Here is a 26,931-nt window from a genome sequence, read left to right as displayed (position 1 = left end):
CGCGACTTTCGCGGGCGTTGTGATTGTGCGTAGGATGGCGGCCGGTTTATTAACGTGGTTCATCGATGGACATTGTTCCTGCCCAACAGCAAGACGTCGCCGCCGTGCTGGAATTCGTGTTGCGCGCCCGCGCGGAAATCTTCCCGATGCTCGATTCCGCTGGCATGCCGGCAGATCTGGCGAATTTTGCCCAGGTGTATCTCGAAGGCGGCGGCGGCAAGTTCCTGATTGCCCGGCGCGACGGGGAAATCGTCGCGGCCATCGGTTACTTGCCTTACGACGGTCGATTCGCCCAACTGGACTACGGTCACCAGCGCGTAGTGGAAATCGTGCGGCTGTTCGTCATCCCCCAATTGCGCCGCTCAGGACTGGCGAGCCGGATTTTTCTGGAACTGAAGGAACAGGCGCGGCAGCAGGGCGTTGAGGTGTTGTATCTGCACACTCATCCGTTCCTGCCGGGCGCGGTCGGCTTCTGGCAGCAGCAGGGTTTCTACGTCGTCAATGTCGAAGACGATCCGGTTTGGCGGACGACGCATATGGAGTGCGGGTTATTGTGATCGCGGAGCTTGTTGAAGATCTTCCGTGGCAGATCCGACGTCTTCCCGGACAAGTCCGGTCCTACGGGGGGTTATGTGTTTTTTCGGGCTGTGGGTTATGAACGAAATCGCAAAATCCGCGCGCCATCGTGGGGATCAATCAGGTAGTGGGCTTCGACGCCAAACGTGTCGCGCAGCCGTTCGCAGGTCAGCACCTGTGCCGGAATGCCGATGGCAATCAGCTCGCCTTTGTCCATTACGGCCAGCCGATCACAGGCCAGGGCCTGATTGAGGTCGTGCAGGGCAATCATCGTGGTCACCGGCAACGATCTCACCAGACCCAGAATGCTCAACTGATGCTGGATATCCAGGTGGTTGGTGGGTTCGTCCAGCAGCAGGATTTGCGGGCGCTGGGCCAAAGCGCGAGCAATGTGCACGCGCTGGCGTTCGCCGCCGGAAAGACTGTGCCAGGCGCGCTTGCGCTTGTCCGCCATGTCCACGTCGACCAATGCCTGCTGAACGATTTCATCATCGCCAGCGGACCATGGCGTCAGCGCCGAAAGCCAGGGCGTGCGCCCCAGTTCCACGGCATCCAGCACGCTGATGGCGTCCGAGGTTTCGGCCTGTTGCTCGACCACCGCAATCATCTGTGCGATATCCCGGCGCGTCATGTCGGTCAGCGCCTTGCCGTCGAGCTGAATCCGCCCGCTGTCGGGTGGCCTGATGCCCGACAGCAATTTGAGCAGGCTGGATTTGCCGGAACCGTTCGGGCCGATCAAGCCCAGGGTTTCCCCGCGTTGCAGCTCCAGGCTGACACCTTTGACGATCAGGTTGCCTTTGACTGACCAGCTCAGGTCGGAACACGCCATCACACGGGTCTGAAGTGTGGGCATTTGCAGGCTATTCATCGACCACCCTTGGCTTTGATCAGGATTACGGCAAACACCGGTGCGCCGATCAGCGCGGTAATCACCCCGACCGGCAGTACCTGACCCTTGATGACGGTGCGCGACAGCACGTCGGCGGCGATCAGGAACAGCGCGCCACTCAACGCGCTGAGGGGGATCAGTCGCCCGTGACGCACGCCGACCAACAGGCGCGCCGCATGCGGGACCACCAGACCGACGAAGCCGATGGAACCCACCAGCGACACCATCACCGCCGTGACCAGCGCAACCGTGGCGATCAGCACCACTTGAACACGTCGCACCGGGATGCCCAGCGCGGCTGCCGAATCGCTGCCGAACATGAACGCATCCAGCGCGCGGCGATGCCACAGGCAAATAGCCAGCCCGATCAACACCACCGGCACTGCCAGTGTTACCGATTGCCAGCGCACGCCGCTGAGGTTGCCCAACAACCAGAACATGATGCCCCGTGCCTGCTCGGAACTCGCCGACTTGGTAATCAGGAACGATGTCAGGGCGTTGAACAGCTGCGAACCGGCGATGCCTGCCAGAATGATCTGCCCGCTGCCGCTGACCGCCCCAGTGCTGCGCGCCAGCAAGGCGACCAGCGCAAATGCCGCCACCGCGCCGGCGAAGGCGCCCATCGACAAGGAGATGGCGCCGGCACCGAGGCCGATGATCGACACCAGCACTGCGCCGGTCGAGGCTCCGGCAGAAATCCCCAGCAGATACGGATCGGCCAGCGGATTGCGCAGCAGTGATTGCAACACCACCCCGGAAATCGCCAATCCGGCGCCACAGGCGGCGGCAACCAGGGCGCGGGTCAGGCGGTAGTTCCAGACGATGCCTTCATCGATGGGGTCCAGCACGAAACCGGCGGCCCACAATTTGTTGGCCAGCACCTGAAACACCAGTGACAGACTGATCGGTGTTTCACCAATGGCAATGCCGGCCAGGATCGCGGCCAGCAACACCGGGATCACCCATGCGGCGTGCAGACAGACCCTGCGCAGCACCTGACCGCCGGTTACTGCTCTCATTTGCCCGGTTCAACCTGATCAATGGCGCTGGCCAGCTCGTTGATGCCATCAAACATGCGCACTGAAGCCTGCATGGCGTCGGCGTCGAGAATCACGATGCGGTTGTGCTTCACCGCATCCATGTTTTTGGTCACCGGATCGGATTTGAGGAATTCCAGTTTTTTCTGGAAGTCGTCAGCGGGGAAGCGACGGCGATCCATGCGTGCAATGACCAGCACCGTAGGATTGGCCTTGGCGATGGTTTCCCAGCCGACGTTTGGCCATTCTTCATCGGACTCAATCACGTTACGCAGGCCGAGGATGTTCATCATGAAATCCGGAACGCCTTTGCGCCCGGCAACATAGGGGTCGATGTGCAGGTCGGCGCTGGAAAACCAGAACAGCGCCGAGGCATCGCTCAAGTGCTTGGCCTTGACGCTGGCCTGAGCCTTGGTCAAACCCGCCCGCAGCCGGGCGCTCAATTCATCGCCACGGTCCTGCACGTCGAAGATCTGCGCCAGTTGCGTGACGGTCTTGAACACGGTTTCCACGGAGAACGGCTTGAGGCGCGTGCCATCGGCGCCGACCAGATTATCTTTGCCTTCGCAGTCCGACGGCATGATGTAAGTCGGGATATTCAGTTCGCTGAACTGCTCGCGCGTGCCGACCGCGCCTTGCGGGCCGACCATCCACTCAAACTGCACCGGCACCAGGTCAGGCCGTTTGCCAATGACCGATTCGAAACTAGGCTCGTTATCGGCCAGACGCGGAATACGTTCGTTCTGGGCCTTGAACTGCGGCAGCACATCGTTGAACCACAGCGATGTGCCGACCACCTTGTCGGCCAGCCCGAGGGAGTAGAGGATTTCAGTGCCGGCCTGGCCGATGGTGACTGTTTTGCCGGGTGCCTGTTTGAAGGTCAGCGGCACGCCGCAGTTCTCGACGGTCAGCGGGTACTGCGTCGGACCGGCGGCCAGCGCCAGTGCAGAACATCCAAGGCTGGCAAACAGTACGGCAAGGCGAGGCAAAGTCATGAAAGGTTATCTCCATTCGAACGGATGTCCGGACGGCGGTGTAAGGGCAGGAAACACATCAGCCACCGCTGCTGACTGCGGCGGGGCCGGTCGAGCAGGGTCTGGCAGCAACGGCGATGAACCGATTCTGACGGATGTCCTCCCCGGACACCCCGCCGGTGGGTCAATTGCCAGGGCGCGCTTTCGTGCAGCCCTGATGTCGGCAGGTCTCCTGACTGACGCGTCATGGCCATGCTCCAGCCTTCCCGGGCTTACCCAGTGGCATCGATGGAGCGGCTCGGCGTCTACAGTTGCGGGGGCAGTTCCGGTTGATAACCCTGAGGCGATCACGGATTCCCTATTAGTCCCGTTTGGGAACCGACGGGCGGCATGGTAATGGATATCAACCGCGACGGGGAAGTTTTCCCGGCGCTCGAGTCCCGTTGGTGAACCTTATCGGCCGATAGCCGGTCGATACATGCACGCTGGCTGAGTGCTCCGCTGACAAATCGGCGATGATGATGCCCGGCCCGTATTATTTCTGGAGATTTCCCCCTGTGATATCGACTCAACGCACGGCCTGGCTCAAAGCCTGGGGTGCCCATGCTTTTACCGCCACCGGCGTGGTCATTGCCTTCATGGCCACCATCGCGCTGTTCGAAGACCAGCCCAAGGCATGCCTGCTGTGGCTGGGCCTTGCGCTGGTGGTGGATGGCGTCGATGGCTCCCTGGCGCGCAAATTCAATGTGCAGTCGGTGTTGCCGGGCTTTGATGGTTCAGTGCTCGATCTGGTCATTGATTACCTGACCTACGTGTTCATTCCGGCGTTGTTCATCTATCGCTACATCGACCTGCCGGACCACACCATGTTGCTCAGCACTGCGGTCATTCTGGTGTCGTCGCTGTTCTGCTTCTGCAACCTGGAAATGAAAAGCAAGGACAACTATTTTCAGGGCTTTCCTGCCGCCTGGAACGTGGTCGCGCTGTGCGTGTACATCATCTCCCCAGCCTCCTGGGTCACCTTGCTGACGGTTTTCGGCCTGGCATTGCTGACCCTGACACGGATGAAATTCCTCCATCCGTTTCGCGTGCGCCGCCTGATGCCACTGAATATCACCGTCACCACGATCTGGCTGGTGTGCAGCGCCTTGCTGGTGATCGACCACCCGGCGCAAAGCCCGACAGTGATGATCGTCTGGGCCGCGATGTCCGCGTACTTCCTGGGCATCTGCCTGTGGCGCACTTCGCTGGAATGGTTGGGCAAGTTGCGGGGTTGAGGCACGGACACACGCTGTGGGACCGGATTTATCCGGGAAGAGGGCGCTGAGATCAATGACGCCTTCGCGGGCGAGCCTCGCTCCAACGTGGTTCATCCAGCCACCGGTAGGAGGGGACTTGTCCCCGAATGCGATGGTTCTGACAATGAAAATCCGGAAGGTTAACGCTGCCTGAACTATCGCCTTTCGGGGACAAGTCCCCTCCTACCTGGTGTTCTATGTTTGCTGCCTCTCGCATCGCGCTTTTCTCACCAGTCATCCAATAATCCGAACTCATGCTTGGCTGCCATTTCCAACGCAGGTCATCCAATGATTCTGCGAGGGCAACATGAGCATACGACCTGTCGACACCCAAGCCGCGCAGTCCCCGGGGCCCAACCCCAATCCGATGGAGTCCGACGACGAGGCGCGCCCTGATGATGACGTGCGCAACGCCGAGGACAATGAAGTGGAGCCGGATGATCCGGACATCGCCGGCGATGACAGCTCGGGTGCGCCGAGCTAAGACGGCGTGGTAGTCAGCCACGACCATCAGGCGTCGCCCATTTATGTGGGCTGCGCTGGCTGGAGTCTGCCTCGGGAGCATTGGTCGGCGTTTGACGAACAAGGCTCCCATTTGCAGCGTTACGCCTCGCGATTGTCAGCGGTTGAAATCAATAGCTCGTTCTACCGGCCTCACCGCTATCAGACCTACGTGCGTTGGGCCGAGTCGGTTCCTGCTGACTTTCGCTTTGCCGTCAAAGTGCCGAAGCAGATTACCCACGAACGACGTCTGGTGGATTGCGCTGCAGCGCTGGATGAATTCATGGCGCAATGCAGCGGCCTGGGTGAAAAGCTCGGTTGCCTGCTGGTCCAGTTGCCGCCGTCGTTGACCTATGAACCGCAAGTCGCGCAGATTTTCTTTCACACGTTGCGCGAGCATTTCCCCGGCGATGTTGTGCTTGAACCGCGCCACGCAAGTTGGCTGAGCGCCGACGACTTACTGATGGAACAGCGAATTGGCCGGGTCGCGGCTGATCCATCGCCAATCTGCGGCGGCACGCTTCCCGCAGGCTGGCCGGGCGTCCGGTACTGGCGCCTGCACGGTTCGCCACGGATCTACCACAGCCCGTATGAGCATTCCCGGCTGCAAATACTGGCCAGCGACCTGCTGGCATCCCGGCAAAAAAATATCTCCAGTTGGTGCATTTTCGATAACACCGCCAGCGGTTTTGCCGTGGGCAATGCGCTGGAGTTGCAGGCGCTGTTGTCCCGCTGACCTGCCCGAACATTGTTTCCCGGTGCTGCACGTTCTAGTCTCTGCTCCACGTCTCAACACAGTACGGGAGCCTTCATGTCCTGGTCAGCCAAGCAGTATTCAATTTTCGAGCAGCAACGCACACGCCCAGTGATTGACCTGGTCGCGGCGATCCCGACGCAGAACGTCCAGACGGCGGTGGACTTGGGCTGCGGCCCCGGCAATTCGACGCAAGTGCTTGCAGAACGTTATCCCCAGGCGCGAGTGACCGGCCTGGACAGTTCGGAAAACATGCTGATCGATGCGCGCCAACGCCTGCCAGCCTTGAGTTTCGAGTTGGCCGACATCGCTACGTGGAATCCCGCGCAACCATTGGACGTGATCCTGGCCAACGCTTCTCTGCAATGGGTGGCGGAGCATGCCGCGCTATATCCGCGCCTGGTCAGCAAGCTCACGCCCGGTGGCAGCCTGGCGGTGCAGACGCCGGATAACCTGCAGGAACCGGCGCATCGTCTGGCCCGTGAAGTGGCAGCGGACGGCCCGTGGGCGAGCAAGATTGCGGCGGTCAAACATCCTGATCGTCACGAAGCGAGCTTTTATTACGCATTGCTCAAGGGCCATTGCCGTTCAGTGGACGTGTGGCGAACCACCTATTTTCATCCGTTGGAAGGCGGTCATGCGGCCGTGGTCGAGTGGTTCAAGGGTTCGGCATTGCGGCCTTATCTTGAGCCGCTGGATAAAACACAAAAGCAGGCGTTCCTCGAACGCTATCTCGTCGCGATCAGCGAGGCGTATCCGGCGCTGGAAGATGGCACGGTGCTGTTGCCATTCCCGAGGTTGTTTGTAGTAGCAACGCGTTAAGCAGACGAGCTGGTCGACGAGCGGATAATAACCGGCCACGCGCCGTCTATATCGAGGGTTCCCAACGGGTCAGGCAGAAATGCCTGGCCCGTTTTTGCTTGGGTTGAGAGATTCACATCAAAAAAAGATTGAGTTATCACATTAAATGTTATTAATTTAACAAAATATAAACGTAAAAAAGGTTTTCTCCCGCTGTGGAGGGCCCGATATATCAAGGTGAATACAATGAATAAGATCGCGGTCATCGGCAGCAATATGGTGGATTTGATCACCTACATCGACCGGATGCCTCGGCAGGGCGAAACCCTTGAAGCGCCTGGTTTTGCCATGGGCTGCGGCGGCAAGGGCGCCAATCAGGCGGTGGCGGCGGCCAAGCTTGGCGCTGACGTGCTGATGCTCAGTAAGGTCGGCGACGATGTGTTTGCCGATAACACCCTGGCCAATTTCCAGCGCTTCGGCATCGATACCCAATACGTCAACCGGGTTCCCGGTGTCTCCAGCGGCGTGGCGCCGATCTTCGTGCAGAGCGATTCCCACAACAGCATTCTGATCGTCAAAGGTGCCAACGCTCATCTCAAGCCGGCGGACATCGATACCGCACAGGCTGCGCTGCGCGATTGCGCGCTGATCGTGGTGCAGCTGGAAATCGATCTGGACACCGTTTACTACGCCATCGAGTTCGGCAAGCGCAACGGCATCCCGGTATTGCTCAACCCTGCGCCAGCCGTGGCCGGACTGAGCCGCGCGCATCTGGCACAACTGGATTTCCTGATCCCCAACGAAAGCGAACTGGCCCTGATCAGCGGCTTGACGGTGGACTCGCCGGAGTCTGCGGCCATTGCTGCACGGCAACTGGTCGCCGAAGGCATTCGCCACGTCATCGTCACCCTGGGTGAACACGGCGCGCTGTACGTGGGCGAGGAAGGCGAGTTTCGCGTCGCTGGCCTGAGCGTGGCCGCCCGGGACACCACGGGCGCTGGCGATGCATTCATTGGCTGCTTCGCGCGGAACTGGACCCAGGACCGCGACATCCGCCGCGCCATGACTCAGGCCGTGGCCTATTCAGCCTGCTCGGTTACCGGTTTGGGGACGCAGACTTCCTATCCAGACGCCGAAGCCTTTGCCGCATTCCTGAAAGCTGTTTGATCGCCGTCGCCTGGCCTTGAGCCTGGCGCCGCATTTCCCAACGTCACTCCGGAGAACAATAATGACTAAGCCTCCGCTTCAACAGACCGCCGATGGTTTTTACCTCAATCGCACGCCGTGGTTTGCTTTCCTGCTGTTGTGCAGCATCTTTGCGCTGTGGGCGGCCGCAGCGAGCATGAACGACGTGCTCATCGCGCATTTCAAGAAAGCCTTCCTGCTCAGCGATTTCCAGACCGCGTTCGTGCAATCGGCGTTTTACCTGGGCTATTTCTTTGTCGCTATTCCGGCGGCGATGGCGGTGCGGCGGTTCAGCTACAAAACCACGATTCTCATCGGGCTGATGCTGTACATGCTGGGCTGTCTGCTGTTTTTCCCGGCGGCCTCGACGGCCAAGTACGGCATGTTCCTGATGGCGCTGTTTGTCATCGCCGCGGGCCTGGCGTTTCTGGAAACGGCCTGCAACACCTACTCGACGCTGATGGGGCCGCGTGAAACCGGCACTCGGCGCCTGAATATCTCGCAGACTTTCCACCCGTTCGGCGCCATGGCCGGGGTCTATGTCGGCAGTTTCGTGATGTTCAAGGACACTGACGCGACTCACGAGCAACTGACCCAGATGAGCGCCAGCGATGCGGCGATCCAGCAGTTGCAGATGATCCAGTCGACCCTGCTGCCGTACAAATGGATGATCGCGGTACTGATCCTGATGTTCATCCTGATCGCCATCACCCGCTTTCCGGCTTGCAAAGGCAACGCCAAGACTGACGTCAAAACCTCCAGCATCAGCCAAAGCTTGTCGCGTCTGCGCCGTAATCCGCGTTTTGTCTTCGGCGTGCTGGCGCAGTTTCTGTACGTGGGGGCGCAAGTCGGTGTGTGGAGTTTCACCATTCGCCTGGCCATGCAGATGGGCGGGATGAATGAGCGCAGCGCTTCGTGGTTCCTGCTGACGACTTTTGCCGCTTATTTCGTGGGCAAGATGATTGCCAACCTGCTGATGCGCAAGATGCGTCCGGCCACGGTCCTGGCGCTGTATGGCGTGCTGACCATTGTGCTGCTGGCCTACACGATTCTGGTGCCGAACATTTCTGCGGTTTACGCGGCGGTGGGCGTGAGTATTTTCCTCGGCCCGTGCTGGCCGACCATTTATGGCCTGACCATCGATGGTTTGGGTGAAGACACCAGCGTCGGCGGCTCGCTGCTGGTCATGAGCATTGTTGGCGGCGGCGTGATTCCGATCTTCCAGGGCCTGCTGTCCGATTACACCGGCGGCAACATGCAGATGGCCTACAGCATTCCACTGTTGTGCTTCGTGGTGATCGTCCTCTACGCCGTGCGCTGCATGCGCCAGGGCAATACTGAACAGGTGTCGGCAGGCGTGGTGACCGCATCATGATGCCGACCCGATTCGCGCTGACTCCGTCGCAGTTCGTCGGGGCTGAGAAGCCGCTGCTCGAATCCGCTGATTTCCGGGTCAGCGCCTGGACGTTCCCGTCCGGCGTGCTGGCGCTGGCGCTGGAAAACCAGCGCGGTCGCCTGGTGGTGCTGCCTTATCAAGGGCAGATGATCTGGTCGGCGGTCTTCGACGGCTGCGACCTGACCATGCGCAACATGTTCAGCCAGCCGCGCCCGAGCCCGACCGTGATCGGCACTTACGGTTGCTTCATGTTTCACAGCGGCTTGCTGCGCAATGGCTGTCCCGGCCCGGAAGACGATCATCCGCTGCACGGCGAAATGCCCTGTGCCGCCATGGACAACGCCTGGCTGGAAGTCGGTGAGGACAGCAAGGGCGCGTATCTGCGGTTGGGCGGCGAGTACGAATACGTGCAGGGTTTTGGTGATCATTATCAGGCGCGGCCCAGTGTCACGCTGCGCCCAGAGTCGGCGCTGTTTGATATCGGCATGCAGGTGACCAATCTGGCCGGCACGCCCATGGAGCTGATGTACATGGCGCACATGAATTACGCCTATGTGCCGGGCGGCCGCTTCGTCGAACCGCTGGGTGTCGAGCGTATTCGGGTGCGCAGCAGCGTTCCTGCGCATGTGCGTCCGACGCCGCAGTGGAGTGCGTATATGGACGAGCTGACGCAAGCCCCTTCGCGCTTGCAAACCCTGGACACGCCTGAGCTGTACAACCCGGAAATCGTCTGTTTCTTCGACAATGTTCGCGCTGATGAAGATGGCAATGCGCACTTCTTGCTCGAACACCCGCATGGCCCGGCGTTCTACACGCGCTATCGGCCGGAGCAGTTTGATCACGCAGCACGCTGGATTCTGCACAACCCTGATCAACAGGTTGCGGCGTTTATCCTGCCGGCCACCTGCGAGCCGGAGGGCTATCGCGCCGAGTCAGCCAAGGGCAATGTGCGGTCGCTGGCGGTGGGCGAGAGTGCGCAGTTCAGTGTGACGACCGGGTATTTGTCGGCTGCTGAACGCCGGGCTATGGAACAAAAACTGTTGTAAGCGGCAGTTGTTACGTGTGGGTCAGAGCACCAGTTGGGCGCCGTTGGCCTCGATCAAGTCGCGATAGCGGCGGGGCAGCTTCTTGTCGGTGACCACCACCTGGAAGTCCTCCAGTTTGGCGAAATGCGCGGTGCGCACGGCGTCGAACTTGGAGTGATCGGCCAGCAGCATGCAGTGCCGCGCCTGACGCAGGACCTTTTGCTTGACCTCGACTTCGTTGAAGTTGAAGCAGGTCACGCCGAACTCCTGGCTGACCCCGGCTGCGGAAACAAACGCCCAGCTCAGGCGTACGCCATCGAGAATGCCGGTTTCGGCGCGGTTCTCGAAGATCTGGTTCTTGCGATGGAAGGTGCCACCGCAGAGCACGATGGTGCAGTTGGGTTTTTGCTGGAGCTTGAGCAACACGTTGAGCGAGTTGCACACCGCCGTGAACTCAAGCTCATCAGGAATGAAATCGACCACGAAAGGAATGGTGGTGCCGCAATCGAAAAATACCGTGTCGCCGGGCTTGATGAACGCGGCAGCCAGCTTGCCGATGCGGCGTTTTTCCTCGACGTGCCGGGTGTCCTGTTCGGTGACCCGGTAATCGGCAGCTTCATTGCCATCGAAGGCCAGGGTGATGTGGCCGCCGAGCAAGTGAAACTTGTCCGGATGACGGCCCAGATCCCGGCGCAGGGTCATTTCCGAGACGTCCAGCAAGGCGGCCATTTCCCGCAGGTGGATGGCTTTTTGATCTTGCAGGGCGCGCTGGATGAATTTGATGCGTTCGGATTTTTTACTGTCCACGGGCATTCCGGTAATGAAAGTTTGCTGTTGTAAAACTAACACTAATTGTGACTAAAATAACTTCACGTGCTGAATTGAAAGCGCACTCTGACAGGAAACCTCTGATGATCAAACTCGAACCCGCTGCATTGGCCAAGTATATCGACCATACCTTGCTGGCCGCCGATGCCTCCAGAGAGCAAATCGCCACGTTGTGTCAGGAAGCCAGGGATCATGGCTTTTATTCCGTCTGTGTCAATTCCGGGCAGGTGCCTTACGCGGCGCAGCTGCTGACCGGCGCAAGCGTCAAAGTCTGTGCGGTGGTGGGATTTCCGCTGGGCGCAGGCCTGAGCGATACCAAAGCCTTCGAAGCCCAGCGGGCAATTGCCGCCGGCGCAGGGGAAATCGACATGGTGCTGAACATCGGTGCCTTGAAAGACGGGCTGTTCGAGGTGGTGCGCGATGACATAGCCCTGGTCAAGCAAGCGTGCGGTGCCGTGCCGTTGAAAGTGATCCTCGAAACCTGCTTGCTCGACGAGGCGCAAAAAGTCCGCGCCTGCGAGATTTCCCGCGAGCTGAACGTCGCCTTCGTCAAGACCTCAACGGGTTTCAGCCGCAGCGGCGCGACCCTGGAAGACGTGGCCTTGATGCGTAAAGTGGTCGGCACTGCGGTGCAAGTCAAAGCCTCCGGCGGCGTGCGCGACTACGCCACCGCCGTGGCCATGATCGAAGCGGGCGCCACGCGCCTGGGGACCAGCTCGGGCATCGCCATTGTCAGCGGCGCGCAGGCGTCCGGCAGCGGTTATTGATCCCGGGCTTCGCTCGCGCAGCATTGGGCTGAATCGCTGGCAGCGTCCTCATAGCGGTCATGCAGGCGCATCCAGTCCATGATTTGCAGCTCATTCCGGCCTCTGGGCGTGAGGTCCAGATAGTTGTAGGCGCCCACCAGGATGTCCAGGCCTCGGGCGTAGGTCGAGTAAGTGTGGAAAATCTCGCCCGCCGGGTTTTTGTAAAAAACGCTCAGGCCGGGCATTTCCTCGAAAGGTTCGGTAGACGGCTCGTAATTGTAGGTGACGCTGCCGTCGGCGATCTGTTCGGCGGTGGCGGATACGCCAAAGTCAAAGTTGAAGTCAGTGCCCGCCGATGAAACCCATTGCAACTGCCAGCCCATGCGTTGTTTGAACGCCTGAAACTGCTGCCATGGCGCGTGGGAAACGGCGACAAGGCTGATGTCGTGGTGCGCGAGATGCAAATTCGCGCCGTCCATGTGGTCGGTCAGGAAGGAGCAGCCCGAGCAGCCTTCCTGCCAATCCTTACCGAACATGAAGTGATACACGATCAACTGGCTGTTATTGCCGAACAGCTCGCTGAGGCTGTGTTGGCCGTTCGGACCTTCGAAGCTGTACGGTTTGTCGATCTTGACCCAGGGCAGGGCGCGGCGCTCGGCGCTGAGTTGATCGCGTTGGCGGGTAAAGGCTTTCTCGTGAAGCAGATGCTGTTGGCGCGCCGTCAGCCACTCTTGCCGAGAGACGACTGGGTGAGTGTCGAGTTCGTGTGGGGCGACTGGATGAGTGCTCATGGCAGGGTTCCTCTTCGTTGTTCATTCATTCGGGTGCAGCTTTTGGATAGTCGAATGACCTGTCTGTGAATCGACAACCTCTGGCCGAGAACAACCGTGAACAAGCTTTTTGGGATTCGCTCGGCTTGTGCGATGATTCCCGACTTTGTGTGGGATGGCATTTAGGCTGGCGTAGGAAAATTCCACTCACGTCGTGGAATCGTCACCAGCCCACCAATCATCTGTGGAACCAGACCATGAACTTCTTCAAAAGAGCGCTGTTGGACAGAAAGCTGAAAAAGGCGCTTTCGAAGAACAAGTGTCGTCTGGACAGCGGGATCAAAGGCCTGCGGCGTGAAACCGAGCTGACGCTGGAGCATGGCGTGAAGCTGCATCAGATCAAGATACTGTCCCGCAAGCTGACCATCGGTGCCTACACCGATATCGTCAGCGGCTCCGAGTTGCATGATGTTTCCAGCATCGGGCGCTATTGCTCGATTGCCAAGAACGTGACCATCGGCCAGGACCGTAAGTCCCATCCGCTGAGCTGGCTGACGTCCCACAGCGGGCTGGTCGGCCTGCGCCAGCAACTGGGCGGCATTGCGCCGCATCACGATGGCGTGAAACAAACCTCTATCGGACATGACGTGTGGATCGGCATGGACGTGCTGATTCTGGAAGGCGTGACCATCGGCACCGGCGCAGTGATCGGCGCGCAATCACTGGTCAACAAGGACATTCCGCCCTATGCCATCGCCGTCGGCTCACCGGCCCAGGTGGTGCGTTATCGCTTTGATCAGGACATTATCGACGGCTTGCTGGCCAGCCAGTGGTGGAACCTGTCGGCGCAGCAGTTGGCCGGGCTGCCGATCGAAGACCCGCAGCAACTGCTCAAACAACTGAACGGCAGCGTCGCGCCGGCCAGTCATCCGGGTCAGGTGGTGGTACGCAGCAAGCCGTTCACGGTGAGCCACATCGACCCACAGTAATCAGCCAGATGAAGGGTTTACCGCCTCAGCGCGCGCCTGGGATTTCGCTGCATGGGTCGGCGCCTCGCTGGCTCGGAACAACGCCTGAATCGCCTGCCCGTACGCTTGTCGTCCCAAACTCATGCTGTTGTTATGCGAACCGCCCGGCACCAGCAGCAATTTCTTGGGCTCCTGAGCCGCCGCGAAAAGCTCTTCACTGAAACGCGATGGCACGTAGCGATCCTCGGTGCCGTGCACGATCAGCAACGGCATGTGGATATCGGCGATTTTGTCGATGGAGTCGAATTTCTGCGACAGCAACCAGCGCACCGGTAACGACGTATTGGCTACTGCGGTGGCGACATCCGCCAGCGTGGTGAAGGTGGATTCGATAATCAAACCCCGGGCCTGTGCGGGCTCTTTGCCGTTGTCAGTGTCGCGGCCCAGCTCTGCCGCCAGATCAACCGCCACGGCGCCGCCCAATGAGTGGCCATAGATTAGCCGTTGGCGCGGGTCCGGCTGCAGCAATTTCAGGCGTTCCCAGGCGACGCGTGCGTCTTCATAAACCGTGGCCTCGGAAGGCAATCGCCCTTGGCTCTGGCCGAAACCGCGATAATCGATGGCCAGCACCGAGAAGCCCAGGGCGCGCAGTTGCTCGATGCGAAACAGCTGGCCGGTGAGGTTCCAGCGCGAGCCATGCAGATACAGCACCGCCGGCGCGTCCTTGCGATTGGCCGGCCACCACCAGGCGTGGATGTTTTGCGCGACGCCGAAGTCCGGTGCCTTGAGCTCGAACTCCTGCACCCCGGCGGGCAGCCCGCTGTACCAACTGGCAGTGCCCGGTTCGATACGAAACACCAGTTCGCGCTCGGTATGTTGCAACACCGCACAACCCACCGGCAGACCGACGATCAGCAGGGCCATGCAGGACCAGGCGAACCAGCGCGCCTTGAAGCGCGCCAGGGAAAAAACAGGCATGGAAACAGTTCCCCAACGAAATGGCCAAATGCCGACTGTAACGACGTTGTCATGATACCGATTAACCGGTTGGTTACAGAATATTGCAGCGGTGGTTGGTCAGACACCACGAGGTCGTAGGACCGGCTTTAGCCGGGAGAACAATCCTGCCGACGATAGAAATGTATCGATTTTACCGGCCCTCTCCCGGCTAAAGCCGGTCCTACGGAATTCGTTCCAATTCACAACCGAAAATTCTCCCCGATCAGCTGAATCAAGACCTCACACGCAGCGCTGGGCGCGCCGGGGGCCTTGACCAGTTGCATTTCGTGCAGCGGCAAGGTCGGCAAACCGTCTTCTTCGCTCAGGATGCGCATCTGTGGGCTGACCCGCGCCCGGTCGATGATGCCGATCACCAGTCCGGCGCAAATCGTGGTTTCCAGCGCGCTGGTGCCAGCGCTCATGACCATGGTGCGCCACGGCCGACCCACTTGGGTCAGCGCCTCCAGCGCCACGCAGCGATAGGGACAACCCGTACCGTGCAACGCCAGGGGCAGCGGCTTGTCGGGATCGGCCCGATAGCTGTGAGCCGCGACCCAGACCGGTTCGGTGGTGCCAAAGCGCAACAATGGCGGCTCGCGGGTGGGCTGCGCTTGCATCAGCTCGACCACCAGCGCCAGGTCCATCTGCCCGCGTTGCAATTGGCTATGCAGGCGGCCGCTGGAAGCGGTTTCCACTTCCAGTTCGATGTGAGGAAAACCTTCGGACAATGGGGGCAGGGTGCATTGCAATAACGCGCCGGCATACTCCTCGGATATCCCCAGCCTGACGGTGCCGCTGACCGACGGCGCGTTGTAGCCGGCCAGCATTCGGTCGTGCATTTGCAGCAGTTCCGCACTCTGCAAGGCAAAGCGGCGTCCCAGGGGCGTCAACGTAACGGTCTGATTGTCGCGCTCTAGCAAGCGCCCGCCGGTAATGTCTTCGAGGCGCCGAATGTGCAGGCTGACAGCAGATGGGCTGCGGTTGAGAAAGGTCGCGGCGGCGAGAAACTGTTCGAAGCGCACCACCGCCTGGAAGGTGCGCAGCAGGTCGATATCCAGAGTGCTTTGCATGGTTGATAAATCCTGCATCAGTGATGCTTATCATCTCGTTTGATTGAATCACCCTGACATACATACCATCAGGTTCATGTGATGGAAAGGGGGCGTGAACGATGGATATGCAGAGCAGCGGACAGCAGGCTGACGTGTGCAGTTTCAATGATGCGAAACCAGTGGCGCTGCCTTCGCAAACAAGCTTGCTCCCACACAGATCATCTTCGGTCACCTGGATCAGCGCGCTGTTGCTCAGCGCCATGGTGCTCAGCTGGAGTTCCGGGTTTATCGGCTATCGCTATGTGTCGGAGCACAGCGGGGTGATGCTGGCGACGTTCTGGCGATTCGTGCTTGCGGCCTTGCTGTTGCTGCCGTTGGTGTGGCGGCAGCTGGGCGAACTGAGTTGGCGCCATTGGGCGGATCAGGGCGTGGTCGGTTTGCTGGGTATCGCCGGTTACATCGGGCCCATCGCCGTATCCATCGCCTTGGGCGTGGCGCCGGGCACCAGTTCGCTGATCGCCAACCTGCTGCCGTTGAGCATCGTCCTGCTGGCGGGTTTTGTGCCCGGTCAGGCGACGCGCGGCTGGCAGTGGCTGGGCATCGGCCTGTGCCTGATCGGCATGTTGATCGCCAGTGGCAGCAGTCTGGAGTTTTCCCGCGCGTCGATCTGGGCGTACTCGCTGCCGCTGCTTGGGGTGGCGTCACTGGCGCTGGCGACCATTTATCAGAAACAGTCGCGTCATCCGCCATTGCCGGGGCTGATGGGGCTGTTCATTCAGGTCTGCGCGATATTACCGGTGTTTGCCCTGCTGGCCTTGCAGGAAGGCAGCCTGCGTCCGGTGATGGCCAGCGGTTTTGGTTTTGGTGTGCTCTGGCTGGTGGTGTTCGGGACCTTGGGCGGCTACGGATTTTACTGGTTGTGCCTGCGTCGCTTCACCCTGCAAAGCGTCAGCGGCGCGTTGTTTCTGACGCCGCCGGTGACGATGCTTTGGGCCTACCTGCAATTCGGCGATCCACTGGCCGTCACCGCGCTGGTGGGCGTGGCACTGACGTTGGCGGGACTGCCGTTTCTCAGGCGTCCGAGGTCGTAGCGGAAGACGGCTCCGCGTCCGGCATCAGTGTCGCGATCAATGCGCGAACCGTGCCGGGCAGGGCGTCCAGTTCGCGAACCAGAATGCTGCGTTCGCGAATCGCCCAGGGTTCGTCCAGCTGCACCGTCACCAGGTTCATGGTGCGGCTGTGGCGCATCGCGGCGGACTCGGGAATGATGCCGATGCCCACACCCGCTTCAACCATGCGGCAGATCGCCTCGAAGCTCGAGACCTGAATCCGCAGCGACAGGTGCTGGCCGAGGCGCTCGACGTGATCGCGCAAGAAACTCAGCAAGGTACTGCCTTCATGCAGGCCGATATGCTGAAACGCCAGCGTCTGCTTGAGGGTCACCGGGCTTTGGTTGGCCAGGTCATGGCCCACCGGCACCGCCAGCACCAGGCGATCCGTGCTGAAGTGCATCACTTGCAGACCCGCCGCTTCCACCGGTCCGGCGATGATGCCCATGTCAGAGCTGCCATCCAGCACGCCACGCACGATGTCCCGGGACAGGCGCTCTTGCAGATCGACAGTGACGCCGGGCCGTTGCGCGAGAAATCCGGCCAGCACTTCTGGAAGAAACTCAGTGACGGCTGTGGTGTTGGCGAAGATGCGAATGTGCCCCGCCGAATCGGTGCCGTAGCTGGTGAACTCGCTTTTCAGGTATTCCACCTGACGCATGACCAGTCGCGCGTGCTTGAGCAGGCGTTGCCCGGCCGGGGTCAGTTCCACGCCACGGCTGTCTCGGTACAACAGGCGTGTTTCGAACTGGCTTTCCAGCGCCTTGATCCGCGCACTGGCTGCGGCGGGCGATAGAAAGGCGCGGCGTGCGCCCTGGGTCAAGCTCGGGGATTCGCCGATGTGTATGAAAAGGCGTAGATCGGCCAGGTCGAAATGCATGGGTCGCGTCCGGTGAGAGTTATTGGAATTATGGGTGTCAGCAGTGTTCAGCATATATGAACGCGGCCTTACGCAAATGCAAATTCACAGAATGCCCAGCGCCTTGCATGATTCGGTCATAACAACAAATGCTAAGGGGTCACCCGCATGAGCGCTGCAGAGTCGCCGAAGGATTTCACTGCCTGGCTAGGACGCACTGAAGAGGCTCACGATCATCTGAGTCCTAATCTGATCAAACGCATCGCCGCCACGTTCGGTGAAGCCACGCCCGCTGATGGCGATGCGCTGCCGCCGTTGTGGCAGTGGTGTTTCTTCCAGGAACCGATTGAAGAGTCGCTGCTGGGCACCGATGGCCATCCGGCACGCGGCGGCTTTCTGCCACCTGCGGACAACCGCAATCGCATGTGGGCCGGTGGTCGTGTCGAGTTCATTGAAGCGCTGAAAGTCGGCGCCGATGCCCATCGTTTGTCCACCATCACCCACATCGAAGAAAAGCACGGTCGCACCGGCGCCTTGCTGTTCGTCACGGTTCGGCATGATTACTCGCAAAACGGCCAACTGTGCATCCGCGAAGAGCAGGACATTGTTTATCGCGAGCCGAATCCGCCGAAGCTGCACAGTGGCGACGCGGCCGAAACCGGTGAGTGGAACGAAGTCGTCACGCCGACGCCGACCCTGCTGTTTCGTTATTCGGCAGTCACTTTCAATGGCCATCGCATTCATTACGACTATCCGTATGTCACGGCCACCGAAGGCTATCCGGGCCTTGTCGTGCATGGGCCGATGATCGCCACCCTGAACCTGCGCGCTTTCTGTCGCGCCCATCCCGAGGCGCGGGTGCGGCATTTCGCCTATCGCGGCGTGCGTCCGTTGAATGTGCCGACACCGTTCACGATCAGCGGCCGCGTCACTGAGCCGGGCAAGGCGCAGCTGTGGGCCGGCAACCTTGACGGCGTCGCGCAAAGTGCCGAAGTGCTGTTCGCCTGAACACCTCACTCATTAGCCAGACCGTGCCGGTTCTGTTGGCGCGCGAACTCAAGAGAGCAGATTGATGAACCCCAATGACAATGAAGACTTCAATGCCATCCGCGAAGGCGTGCGTGCCTTGTGTGCTGAATTCGACGCGGCGTACTGGCGCAAGATCGATGAAGAAAAAGGTTTCCCGGAGAGCTTCGTCAAGGCCCTGACCGACGCGGGCTGGCTGTCGGCAATGATCCCCACCGAATACGGCGGCTCGGGCCTGGGCCTGGCTGAGGCGTCGATCATTCTCGAAGAGGTGAACCGTTGTGGCGGTAACTCCGGCACGGTTCACGGCCAGATGTACAACATGTTTACCTTGCTGCGTCACGGCAGCGATGCGCAGAAAAGCTATTACCTGCCCAAACTGGCCAGCGGCGAGTTGCGCCTGCAATCCATGGGCGTCACCGAGCCGACCACCGGCACCGACACCACCAAGATCAAGACCACCGCCATCAAGCAGGGCGACAAGTATGTGATCAACGGCCAGAAGGTGTGGATCTCCCGGGTTCAGCATTCGGACTTGATGATCCTGCTGGCGCGCACTACACCATTGGCCGAGGTGAAGAAAAAATCCGAAGGCATGTCGATTTTCCTCGTCGACCTGCGCGACGCCATCGGCAACGGCCTGACCGTGCAGCCCATCGCCAACATGGTCAACCACGAAACCAACGAGCTGTTTTTCGACAACCTCGAACTGCCGCTGGACAGCCTGATCGGCGAAGAAGGCAAGGGCTTCCGGTACATCCTTGACGGCCTGAACGCCGAGCGCACCTTGATCGCGGCCGAGTGTATTGGCGACGGTCGCTGGTTCGTCGAAAAAGCCAGTGCTTATGCCCGTGACCGGGTGGTGTTCGGGCGTCCCATCGGCCAGAACCAGGGCGTGCAGTTTCCGATTGCCGAAGCGCATATCGAAATCGAAGCCGCCGACCTGATGCGCTGGCGTGCCTGCGAGGAATACGACAGCGGCAAAAACGCCGGGGCCAGCGCCAATATGGCGAAATACCTGGCGGCCAAGGCGTCCTGGGAAGCGGCCAACGCCTGCCTGCAAACCCACGGCGGCTTTGGCTTTGCCTGCGAATATGACGTAGAGCGCAAATTCCGCGAGACCCGTCTGTACCAGGTCGCGCCGATCTCCACCAACCTGATTCTTTCCTACGTCGCCGAGCATTTGCTCGAGCTGCCACGCAGCTTCTGAGGAGCGGACTATGAGCCATACCCAAGACTTGGCGGCGTTTCTGGCCGACCTCCAATACTCGCAGATTCCCGACGCCGTGCTGGACCGTACCGAGGATTTGTTCCTCGACTGGGTCGGTTCCGCGCTGGCCAGCCAGGGTTCGCGGCCTATCCCGCTGTTCGAGCGTTACGCCGCGAAAATGGGCCCCGCCGAGGGCCCGGCGAAAATCCTCGTCAACGGCAAAGGCAGCTCGGCGTATTTCGCCGCGCTGGTCAACGGCGCTTCTTCGCACCTGGTCGAGCAGGATGATCTGCACAACAGCTCAGTGCTGCATCCGGCCACAGTGGTATTCCCGGCTGTGCTGGCCGCCGCTCAGGATCGCGGCAAATCCGGCAAGGATCTGCTGCTGGCATCGGTCGCCGGTTATGAAGCCGGAATTCGCATCGGCGAGTTCATGGGCCGCTCCCATTACCGCATCTTCCACACCACCGCGACGGTCGGCACCCTTGCCGCCGCCGTTGGCGTGGGCAAGTTGCTCGGTTTCGACAAGGAGCAGTTCATCAACCTGCTGGGCAACGCGGGTACTCAGGCGGCGGGTTTGTGGGAATTCCTGCGCGACGCCGCCGACTCCAAACAACTGCACACCGCCAAGGCTGCCGCCGATGGTTTGCTCGCGGCGTACATGACCGAAGACGGTCTGACCGGCGCACGCAACATTCTCGAAGGCGATCAAGGCATGGCGGCGGGGATGTCCAGCGACGCTGATCCGAGCAAATTGTCCGATCGCCTCGGCAGCCGTTGGGCCTTGGTCGAGACCTCGTTCAAGTTTCATGCTTCCTGCCGTCACACTCATCCTGCCGCCGACGCCTTGCTGGACTTGATGCAGCGCGAAGGCCTGAATCACGAGCAGATCGCCAACGTGGTGACGCGGGTGCATCAGGGTGCAATCGATGTGCTGGGGCGAGTTGTCGTACCGACCACGGTGCATCAGGCGAAGTTTTCCATGGGTGCGGTGCTGGGTTTGATCGCCGTGCATGGCAAGGCGCAACTGATCGAATTCCAGCAGCACGCCTTGACCGATCCGGCCGTAGCGGCGTTTCGCGAAAAAGTCAGCATGGAGCTGGATAACGAGGTCGATCAGGCCTATCCAGTGCGCTGGCTGGGCCGCGTCATCGTCACCACCACCGATGGCCGCACGCTGAGCGGCGCCATTGACGAGCCCAAGGGCGATCCGGGCAACACCTTGTCGCGGCCTGAACTGGAGGACAAATTCCAGCGCTTGCTGGCGTTCTCTGGCGCACGCACACCTGAACAAGGGAATGCGTTGATCGACAAGGTCTGGGGTTTGCGGGATGCGCGGACGCTGGCTGAATTGATTTAACGCGCAGATCGCGCCGTACTTGCCTCTGTAGGACCGAATTCATTCGGGAGGAGGCCGGTACATGCTCCAAATCATTTGTTGCTGTATCGACGCCTGCGGGGATGAATCCGCTCCTGCGGGGCACGGCACATGAGGTGAAAGACAATGACCGAACAAAACCCCCGTCCTCTGGACGGCATCACCGTCGTCAGCCTGGAACACGCCATTGCCGCGCCGTTCTGCACCCGGCAACTCGCCGATATGGGTGCCCGTGTGGTGAAGATCGAGCGTCCCGGCAGCGGCGATTTCGCCCGTGGTTATGACCAGCGCGTTGACGGCCTGGCCTCGCATTTCGTCTGGACCAATCGTTCCAAGGAAAGCCTGACCCTGGACCTCAAGCACGACGAAGCCGGGGATATTCTCGAATCGCTGTTGGGCAAGGCTGACGTGCTGGTGCAGAACCTGGCCCCCGGCGCAGCCGCACGCATGGGGTTGTCGTTCGAGGCGCTGCATGCGCGTTTCCCGAAACTGATCGTTTGCGATATTTCCGGCTACGGCGAAGGCGGCCCTTATGAAAAGAAGAAAGCCTACGACCTGTTGATTCAGAGCGAAGGCGGGTTTCTGTCGGTGACCGGCGGGCCGGGTGAAGAGCAAATGGCCAAGGCCGGTTGCTCCATCGCCGACATTGCCGCTGGCATGTACGCCTACACCGGGATTCTTTCCGCGCTGTTGCTGCGCGGCAAGACCGGCGTTGGCAGTCGCATTGACGTCAGCATGCTGGAAAGCCTGGTGGAGTGGATGGGCTATCCGATGTATTACGCCTACAACGGCGCGCCGCCGCCGCCACGGGCCGGAGCCTCGCACTCGACGATTTATCCCTACGGCCCGTTCCCCACCAAGGGCGGCGGCACGGTCATGCTCGGTTTGCAGAACGAGCGCGAGTGGGCGCTGTTCTGCGAGAAAGTTCTGCTTGATAGCGCCTTGATCACCGACGAACGCTTCTCGGCCAACTTCAAGCGCTCGGAAAACCGCGAGGTGCTGCGGCAGATCATCGTCGACGGCTTCTCGCAACTGAGCGTTGATGAAGTGGTCGCACGGCTCGAAGACGCGCAAATCGCCAACGCCCGGGTCAATGACATGCAAGGCGTCTGGGACCACCCGCAGTTGAAAGCGCGGGACGGCTGGCGCGAAGTCGACAGCCCGGCTGGCAAACTGCCGTCGCTGCTGCCGCCGGGTCGCAATGCCGCCTTCACCCCGCGCATGGACGCCGTGCCAGGGCTGGGCCAGCACACCGCGAGCATTCTTGATGAGCTGGGATTGTCGGCGACGGATCACGCACGGCTGTTGGCGGCGGGGGTTGTTTGAGCCTCCAGCTCCGCCCCCCCCCGATACGTTGCTGTAGGACCGGCTTTAGCCGGGAGGGCAATTGATGAGCGGCTCGCGACTGAAGTCGCTCCTACAGTCGCAGCTACGGCTGCCGCCCGCTCGCTCCAACGAACTGCGATGCATTTATTTCATGAGGAACACCACCATGCCTCAACCCATCGTCCGCTCTGCACTGTTTGTGCCCGGCAGTCGACCCGAGCGGTTTGCCAAGGCGCTGGCTGCCGGTGCCGATGCGGTGATCGTCGATTTTGAAGACGCCGTCGAAGAACCCCTCAAGCGTCAGGCGCGAGATAACCTTGCGGCGTTCCTTGCCACCCATCCCGAGGCTGCAGTGTGGGTGCGGGTCAATGCGCCTGACCACGCCGAGCATGGCGCGGATCTGCGGTTCTGCGCCGAGCAGCCTGGCGTGGCCGGCGTGCTGTTGCCCAAAGTCGAAACCACTGCACAGGTTGCAGCGGTGTGGCAGGGCGGCAAGCCGATCTGGCCGATCATCGAGAGCGCCATAGGTTTGCTGGCCGTTGCGCAGATCGCCCAGTGCCCGGGGGTCGAGCGTTTGTCATTTGGCGGCCTGGACCTGGCGCTGGACTTGAACTTGAATAATGGAACGGCGGCCGCTGCGTTCGTCCTCGACCAATCGCGAATGTCTGTGCAACTTCATTCCCGCGCGGCCGGCTTGCTGGCTCCGCTGGATGGGGTGTATCCGGCCATTGGCGATCCCGAAGGGCTGCGACGTTCGGTTCGTCACGCCTACGACATGGGCTTTGGTGGCGCGTTGTGCATTCATCCTAAACAGGTGCCAATCATCCATGACGCGCTGGCACCCAGCGCTGACGATCTGGCCTGGGCCCGCCGGGTAGTCGACGCCAGCGCCAAAGCCAGCGGGGCAGGGGCCTTTCAACTGGATGGGCAGATGATCGATGCGCCGGTGTTGATCCGCGCGCAGCGCTTGTTGATGGTCAATCAGGCCGTCTAGCACGGCACTAATCCTGGGTAATCCGTGGAAAAAATGGAGGTTTGCTGTGCAAAATGCCAGCATTCAGCTAAACCAAACGCGGGCTTACATAAAAGCTGATTCTATAAACACAGACAGTTGGGCATCTTGCTACTAGTGCTCCGCTAAAGAAGGCCCGTAGAGGCCGACTCTTACACAACAATAAGAAGGTGAAATTCATGTTGAAGTTGACCAGGGCGCTGTTCTGCGCCGCCGCTGTGTCCGTGGCCTCCCTCGCACAGGCCGCCGATCCCGTCATTATCAAGTTTGCTCACGTCGTGGCGGAAAACACGCCCAAAGGCCAGGGCGCGCTGTTGTTCAAGAAACTTGCCGAAGAGCGTCTGGCGGGGAAAGTGAAGGTCGAGGTCTACCCGAACTCCTCGCTGTTTGGTGACGGCAAGGAAATGGAAGCGCTGTTACTGGGCGACGTGCAGCTACTGGCGCCATCCCTGGCCAAGTTCGAGCATTACACCAAGCAGGTGCAAATCTACGACCTGCCCTTCCTGTTCAACGACCTCGCCGCTGTCGACCGCTTTCAGCAAGGGGCACAGGGCAAAGCCTTGCTCACTTCCATGGACGACAAGGGGATTCACGGCCTTGCCTATTGGCACAACGGTTTGAAGCAGCTGTCGGCCAACAAGAAAATGGTCGAGCCCAAGGATGTTCGTGGGCTGAAGTTCCGGGTGCAGTCTTCCAGCATCCTTGAAGCTCAATTCGTGGCCCTTAAAGCCAACCCGCGCAAGATGAGTTTTGCCGAGGTTTACCAAGGCTTGCAGACCGGCACTGTCAATGGCACCGAGAACACTTGGTCCAACTACGAAAGCCAAAAGGTTAACGAGGTGCAGAAGTATTTCACCGAGTCCAACCATGGCCTGATCGATTACATGGTGATCACCAACTCCAAGTTCTGGAGCGGCCTGCAACCCGACGTGCGCACCGAACTGGAAGCGATCCTGGCCGAAGTCTCGGTCGAAGTGAACAAACAGGCCGAAGCGCTCAACCAGTCGGCCAAGCAGAAAATCATCGACTCCAAGACCAGTGAAATCGTGACCTTGACCCCTGAACAGCGGGAAAAATGGCGCGAAGCCATGAAGCCGGTCTGGGAAGAGTTCTCCAAGGACATCGGTGCCGACCTGATCAAGGCTGCGGACGATTCGAACAAAGCCCTGTAACGCCCTCGTCATGACGTGATAAGGCAGCTGGCCATTCTGTTCTGAATGGCCACTCTCTCTCTCTATACGGAGAATTCCTATGCATTCGCTGACGCGACTCTGGGAGCATTTTGAGGAGGGCATGATTGCCTTCCTGCTGGCCGCAATGACGCTGGTGACATTCGTCTATGTGGCGCTCAACAACGTTTACACGCTGTTTTATACCCTGAGCGATCAATGGGCGGTAACAAGCGGCTTCTTCGGTTACATCGGCGACCACATGATGGGATATGCCCAAGGCATGACCTGGAGTGTGGCCCTCACCAAAGCGCTGTTCGGCTGGTTGATCTTCTTCGGCATCTCCTACGGCGTACGCACTGCGGGTCACCTGGGCGTCGATGCGTTGGTCAAACTCACCAGCAAACCGGTGCAGCGTCTGTTGGCCATGCTGGCCTGTGCTTGCTGCCTGGTCTACGCAGGGCTGTTCGTGGTCGCCAGTTACAAATGGGTGTCTGCGCTCTTCACGGCCCACATCGGTGCCGAGGATCTTGACCGTTTTGGCATCCAGGTGTCACACATCGCGATCATCGTGCCCATCGGCTTCACGCTGGTGCTGGTGCGGTATCTGGAAATCCTCTGGCGCATCTATACCCATCGCCAGACAGGGCTCGGGCTGACTGATGAAGCCGCCGAAGCCAGCAAACTGGCGCAGCATAACGAGGAGCAACACTGATGACAGTCATATGTCTGTTTCTGCTGCTGTTCGTATTCATGTTCCTTGGGGTGCCCATCGCGATATCCCTGGGTCTGTCGGGCGCGGTGTCGATCCTGATGTTCAGCCAGGACTCTTTGAGTTCATTGGCGATCAAGTTATTCGAAACGTCTGACAGCTACACGTTCCTGGCGATCCCATTCTTCCTGTTGTCCGGTGCGTTCATGACCACCGGCGGCGTGGCGCAACGGCTCATCGACTTTGCCAACGCCTGCGTCGGGCATATTCGCGGCGGTCTGGCTATCGCGGCGGTACTGGCCTGCATGCTGTTCGCGGCGTTGTCCGGCTCCTCGCCAGCCACGGTCGCCGCAGTGGGTTCGATTGCCATCGCGGGCATGGTGCGTTCCGGCTATCCGAAGGAGTTCGGCGCGGGGATCATCTGCAACGCCGGCACGCTTGGCATTCTGATTCCGCCGTCCATCGTGATGGTGGTGTACGCCGCGGCCACTGAAACCTCGGTGGGCAAGCTGTTCATCGCGGGTGTGATTCCGGGGATTCTCCTCGGCGTGATCCTGATGGTGGTGATCTACATCGTCGCCAGGGTCAAGAAATTGCCTGCCCAGCCACGGGTGACGTTCCGTCAATGGCTGCACACCGCACAACGGGCGTTCTGGGGGCTGTTACTGCTGGTGATCATTCTCGGCGGGATTTACAGCGGCATGTTCACGCCAACCGAGGCGGCAGCTGTCGCGGCGGTCTATTCGGCCTTCGTTGCACTGTTCATCTATAAGGACATGAAATTCAGCGACTGCCCGAAGGTGCTGCTGGAATCGGGTCGGCTGACGATCATGCTGATGTTCATCATTGCCAATGCCATGTTGTTCGCTCATGTATTGACCACTGAACAGATCCCGCAACAGATCACCAGTTGGGTGCTTTCCGAAGGGCTGACGCCAATCGGCTTCCTGATCATGGTCAACATCGTGTTGCTGGTGGCGGGTAGCTTCATGGAGCCTTCGGCGATCATCCTGATTCTGGCGCCGATCTTCTTCCCGATTGCCATGAAGCTGGGTATCGACCCGATTCACCTGGGCATCATCATGGTGGTGAACATGGAGATCGGACTGGTGCACCCTCCGGTGGGGCTGAACCTGTTCGTGACATCGGCGGTAACCGGTTTGACGTTGGGTCAGACGATTCGTGCGGCGATGCCTTGGCTGACGATTCTGCTGGCGTTCCTGATTCTGGTGACTTACGTACCGTTCATCTCCCTCGCACTGCCTAACTGGTTGGGCATGCCGTGATTTAAACCTGCTACAAAAAAGCCGTCTCCTCGCGAGAGAAGACGG

At 60.1% G+C, this 26,931-nt stretch carries 27 protein-coding genes and 1 riboswitch; of the genes, 19 read left to right on the top strand and 8 right to left on the bottom strand.

The window, feature by feature from the left end:
• The first annotated feature begins 65 nt into the window (after nucleotides 1–65).
• On the top strand, nucleotides 66–557 hold the full coding sequence (locus CFII64_RS00200) for a GNAT family N-acetyltransferase (protein ID WP_020288716.1): 492 nt from the start codon (nucleotides 66–68) through the stop codon (nucleotides 555–557).
• Between the two features lie 95 nt (nucleotides 558–652).
• Here the strand turns inward: CFII64_RS00200 and CFII64_RS00195 are convergent, their stop codons facing one another.
• Genes CFII64_RS00195 through CFII64_RS00185 form a run of 3 tightly spaced genes read right to left on the bottom strand, consistent with a single transcriptional unit; the run spans nucleotide 653 to nucleotide 3,497 of the window.
• The gene (locus CFII64_RS00195; protein ID WP_020288715.1) at nucleotides 653–1,444 is read right to left on the bottom strand and encodes an ABC transporter ATP-binding protein; all 792 of its coding nucleotides are present in this window, start codon (nucleotides 1,442–1,444) and stop codon (nucleotides 653–655) included.
• A complete protein-coding gene (locus CFII64_RS00190) occupies nucleotides 1,441–2,484 on the bottom strand; it encodes an iron ABC transporter permease (RefSeq protein WP_020288714.1) in 1,044 nt (347 codons plus the stop codon). The genes CFII64_RS00195 and CFII64_RS00190 overlap by 4 nt, the downstream gene beginning before the upstream one ends.
• Nucleotides 2,481–3,497: an ABC transporter substrate-binding protein gene (locus tag CFII64_RS00185; protein WP_020288713.1), complete on the bottom strand. Its 1,017-nt coding sequence runs from the start codon at nucleotides 3,495–3,497 to the stop codon at nucleotides 2,481–2,483. The genes CFII64_RS00190 and CFII64_RS00185 overlap by 4 nt, the downstream gene beginning before the upstream one ends.
• A gap of 183 nt (nucleotides 3,498–3,680) precedes the next feature.
• A riboswitch (cobalamin riboswitch) is annotated at nucleotides 3,681–3,874 on the bottom strand.
• 159 nt (nucleotides 3,875–4,033) lie between these two features.
• Between CFII64_RS00185 and pcsA the strand changes: the two genes are divergently transcribed.
• From pcsA to CFII64_RS00155, 7 genes are all read left to right on the top strand, one after another.
• A complete protein-coding gene (gene pcsA / locus CFII64_RS00180; protein ID WP_020288712.1) occupies nucleotides 4,034–4,753 on the top strand; it encodes a phosphatidylcholine synthase in 720 nt (239 codons plus the stop codon).
• Nucleotides 4,754–5,081: 328 nt separating this feature from the next.
• Nucleotides 5,082–5,258, top strand: coding sequence for a hypothetical protein (locus CFII64_RS29645; protein ID WP_020288711.1), 177 nt, complete (start codon nucleotides 5,082–5,084; stop codon nucleotides 5,256–5,258).
• A 6-nt stretch (nucleotides 5,259–5,264) separates the two neighbouring features.
• Nucleotides 5,265–6,011, top strand: coding sequence for a DUF72 domain-containing protein (locus CFII64_RS00175; protein WP_020288710.1), 747 nt, complete (start codon nucleotides 5,265–5,267; stop codon nucleotides 6,009–6,011).
• 75 nt (nucleotides 6,012–6,086) lie between these two features.
• Entirely contained in the window at nucleotides 6,087–6,851 is a 765-nt protein-coding gene (gene tam, locus CFII64_RS00170; protein WP_020288709.1) for a trans-aconitate 2-methyltransferase, read from the top strand.
• A 225-nt stretch (nucleotides 6,852–7,076) separates the two neighbouring features.
• Entirely contained in the window at nucleotides 7,077–7,997 is a 921-nt protein-coding gene (rbsK, locus tag CFII64_RS00165; RefSeq protein ID WP_020288708.1) for a ribokinase, read from the top strand.
• Between the two features lie 61 nt (nucleotides 7,998–8,058).
• The gene (gene fucP / locus CFII64_RS00160; RefSeq protein ID WP_020288707.1) at nucleotides 8,059–9,390 is read left to right on the top strand and encodes an L-fucose:H+ symporter permease; all 1,332 of its coding nucleotides are present in this window, start codon (nucleotides 8,059–8,061) and stop codon (nucleotides 9,388–9,390) included.
• The gene (locus tag CFII64_RS00155) at nucleotides 9,390–10,457 is read left to right on the top strand and encodes an aldose 1-epimerase family protein (protein ID WP_044901064.1); all 1,068 of its coding nucleotides are present in this window, start codon (nucleotides 9,390–9,392) and stop codon (nucleotides 10,455–10,457) included. The genes fucP and CFII64_RS00155 overlap by 1 nt, the downstream gene beginning before the upstream one ends.
• A gap of 21 nt (nucleotides 10,458–10,478) precedes the next feature.
• On the opposite strand, the gene deoR is transcribed toward CFII64_RS00155, so the two are convergent.
• A complete protein-coding gene (gene deoR / locus CFII64_RS00150; RefSeq protein WP_044901056.1) occupies nucleotides 10,479–11,249 on the bottom strand; it encodes a DNA-binding transcriptional repressor DeoR in 771 nt (256 codons plus the stop codon).
• A 98-nt stretch (nucleotides 11,250–11,347) separates the two neighbouring features.
• Between deoR and deoC the strand changes: the two genes are divergently transcribed.
• Entirely contained in the window at nucleotides 11,348–12,031 is a 684-nt protein-coding gene (gene deoC / locus CFII64_RS00145; RefSeq protein WP_020288704.1) for a deoxyribose-phosphate aldolase, read from the top strand.
• On the opposite strand, the gene CFII64_RS00140 is transcribed toward deoC, so the two are convergent.
• Nucleotides 12,025–12,801, bottom strand: coding sequence for a thioredoxin family protein (locus CFII64_RS00140; RefSeq protein WP_020288703.1), 777 nt, complete (start codon nucleotides 12,799–12,801; stop codon nucleotides 12,025–12,027). The genes deoC and CFII64_RS00140 overlap by 7 nt on opposite strands.
• Before the next feature lie 236 nt (nucleotides 12,802–13,037).
• On the opposite strand from CFII64_RS00140, the gene CFII64_RS00135 reads away from it, so the two are divergent.
• Nucleotides 13,038–13,769 (top strand): CatB-related O-acetyltransferase, encoded by a 732-nt coding sequence (locus CFII64_RS00135; protein ID WP_020288702.1) that lies wholly within the window; start codon nucleotides 13,038–13,040, stop codon nucleotides 13,767–13,769.
• Here the strand turns inward: CFII64_RS00135 and CFII64_RS00130 are convergent, their stop codons facing one another.
• Nucleotides 13,770–14,726: an alpha/beta hydrolase gene (locus CFII64_RS00130; protein ID WP_020288701.1), complete on the bottom strand. Its 957-nt coding sequence runs from the start codon at nucleotides 14,724–14,726 to the stop codon at nucleotides 13,770–13,772.
• 221 nt (nucleotides 14,727–14,947) lie between these two features.
• Nucleotides 14,948–15,817, bottom strand: coding sequence for a LysR substrate-binding domain-containing protein (locus CFII64_RS00125; protein ID WP_020288700.1), 870 nt, complete (start codon nucleotides 15,815–15,817; stop codon nucleotides 14,948–14,950).
• A 101-nt stretch (nucleotides 15,818–15,918) separates the two neighbouring features.
• Here CFII64_RS00125 and CFII64_RS00120 point away from each other — a divergent pair, with 101 nt between their 5' ends.
• Nucleotides 15,919–16,890 carry a DMT family transporter gene (locus CFII64_RS00120; protein WP_020288699.1) on the top strand — a complete coding sequence of 324 codons (972 nt, stop codon included), beginning with the start codon at nucleotides 15,919–15,921 and terminating at the stop codon, nucleotides 16,888–16,890.
• Here the strand turns inward: CFII64_RS00120 and CFII64_RS00115 are convergent.
• Entirely contained in the window at nucleotides 16,871–17,788 is a 918-nt protein-coding gene (locus CFII64_RS00115; RefSeq protein ID WP_020288698.1) for a LysR family transcriptional regulator, read from the bottom strand. The two genes, CFII64_RS00120 and CFII64_RS00115, sit on opposite strands and share 20 nt — an antisense overlap.
• Nucleotides 17,789–17,935: 147 nt before the next feature.
• Between CFII64_RS00115 and CFII64_RS00110 the strand changes: the two genes are divergently transcribed.
• From CFII64_RS00110 to dctM, 8 genes are all read left to right on the top strand, one after another.
• Nucleotides 17,936–18,775, top strand: coding sequence for a MaoC family dehydratase N-terminal domain-containing protein (locus CFII64_RS00110; protein WP_020288697.1), 840 nt, complete (start codon nucleotides 17,936–17,938; stop codon nucleotides 18,773–18,775).
• 64 nt (nucleotides 18,776–18,839) lie between these two features.
• Nucleotides 18,840–20,003 carry an acyl-CoA dehydrogenase family protein gene (locus CFII64_RS00105; RefSeq protein ID WP_020288696.1) on the top strand — a complete coding sequence of 388 codons (1,164 nt, stop codon included), beginning with the start codon at nucleotides 18,840–18,842 and terminating at the stop codon, nucleotides 20,001–20,003.
• A gap of 10 nt (nucleotides 20,004–20,013) precedes the next feature.
• Nucleotides 20,014–21,363 (top strand): MmgE/PrpD family protein, encoded by a 1,350-nt coding sequence (locus CFII64_RS00100; protein WP_020288695.1) that lies wholly within the window; start codon nucleotides 20,014–20,016, stop codon nucleotides 21,361–21,363.
• A 144-nt stretch (nucleotides 21,364–21,507) separates the two neighbouring features.
• Nucleotides 21,508–22,707: a CaiB/BaiF CoA-transferase family protein gene (locus CFII64_RS00095; protein ID WP_020288694.1), complete on the top strand. Its 1,200-nt coding sequence runs from the start codon at nucleotides 21,508–21,510 to the stop codon at nucleotides 22,705–22,707.
• Nucleotides 22,708–22,873: 166 nt separating this feature from the next.
• Nucleotides 22,874–23,701: a CoA ester lyase gene (locus tag CFII64_RS00090; RefSeq protein ID WP_044901055.1), complete on the top strand. Its 828-nt coding sequence runs from the start codon at nucleotides 22,874–22,876 to the stop codon at nucleotides 23,699–23,701.
• Between the two features lie 197 nt (nucleotides 23,702–23,898).
• Entirely contained in the window at nucleotides 23,899–24,891 is a 993-nt protein-coding gene (locus tag CFII64_RS00085) for a TRAP transporter substrate-binding protein (RefSeq protein WP_020288692.1), read from the top strand.
• A 79-nt stretch (nucleotides 24,892–24,970) separates the two neighbouring features.
• Entirely contained in the window at nucleotides 24,971–25,603 is a 633-nt protein-coding gene (locus tag CFII64_RS00080) for a TRAP transporter small permease (RefSeq protein WP_020288691.1), read from the top strand.
• The gene (gene dctM / locus CFII64_RS00075) at nucleotides 25,603–26,886 is read left to right on the top strand and encodes a C4-dicarboxylate TRAP transporter large permease protein DctM (protein WP_020288690.1); all 1,284 of its coding nucleotides are present in this window, start codon (nucleotides 25,603–25,605) and stop codon (nucleotides 26,884–26,886) included. Before CFII64_RS00080 ends, dctM begins: the two co-directional genes overlap by 1 nt.
• The last annotated feature ends 45 nt before the right edge of the window (nucleotides 26,887–26,931 follow it).

Source organism: Pseudomonas sp. CFII64 (assembly GCF_000416235.1).
In the GTDB taxonomy this organism is placed as follows: domain Bacteria; phylum Pseudomonadota; class Gammaproteobacteria; order Pseudomonadales; family Pseudomonadaceae; genus Aquipseudomonas.
Note: the sequence above shows the minus strand (reverse complement) of the source record. Positions and strands in the feature narration are given on the sequence as shown.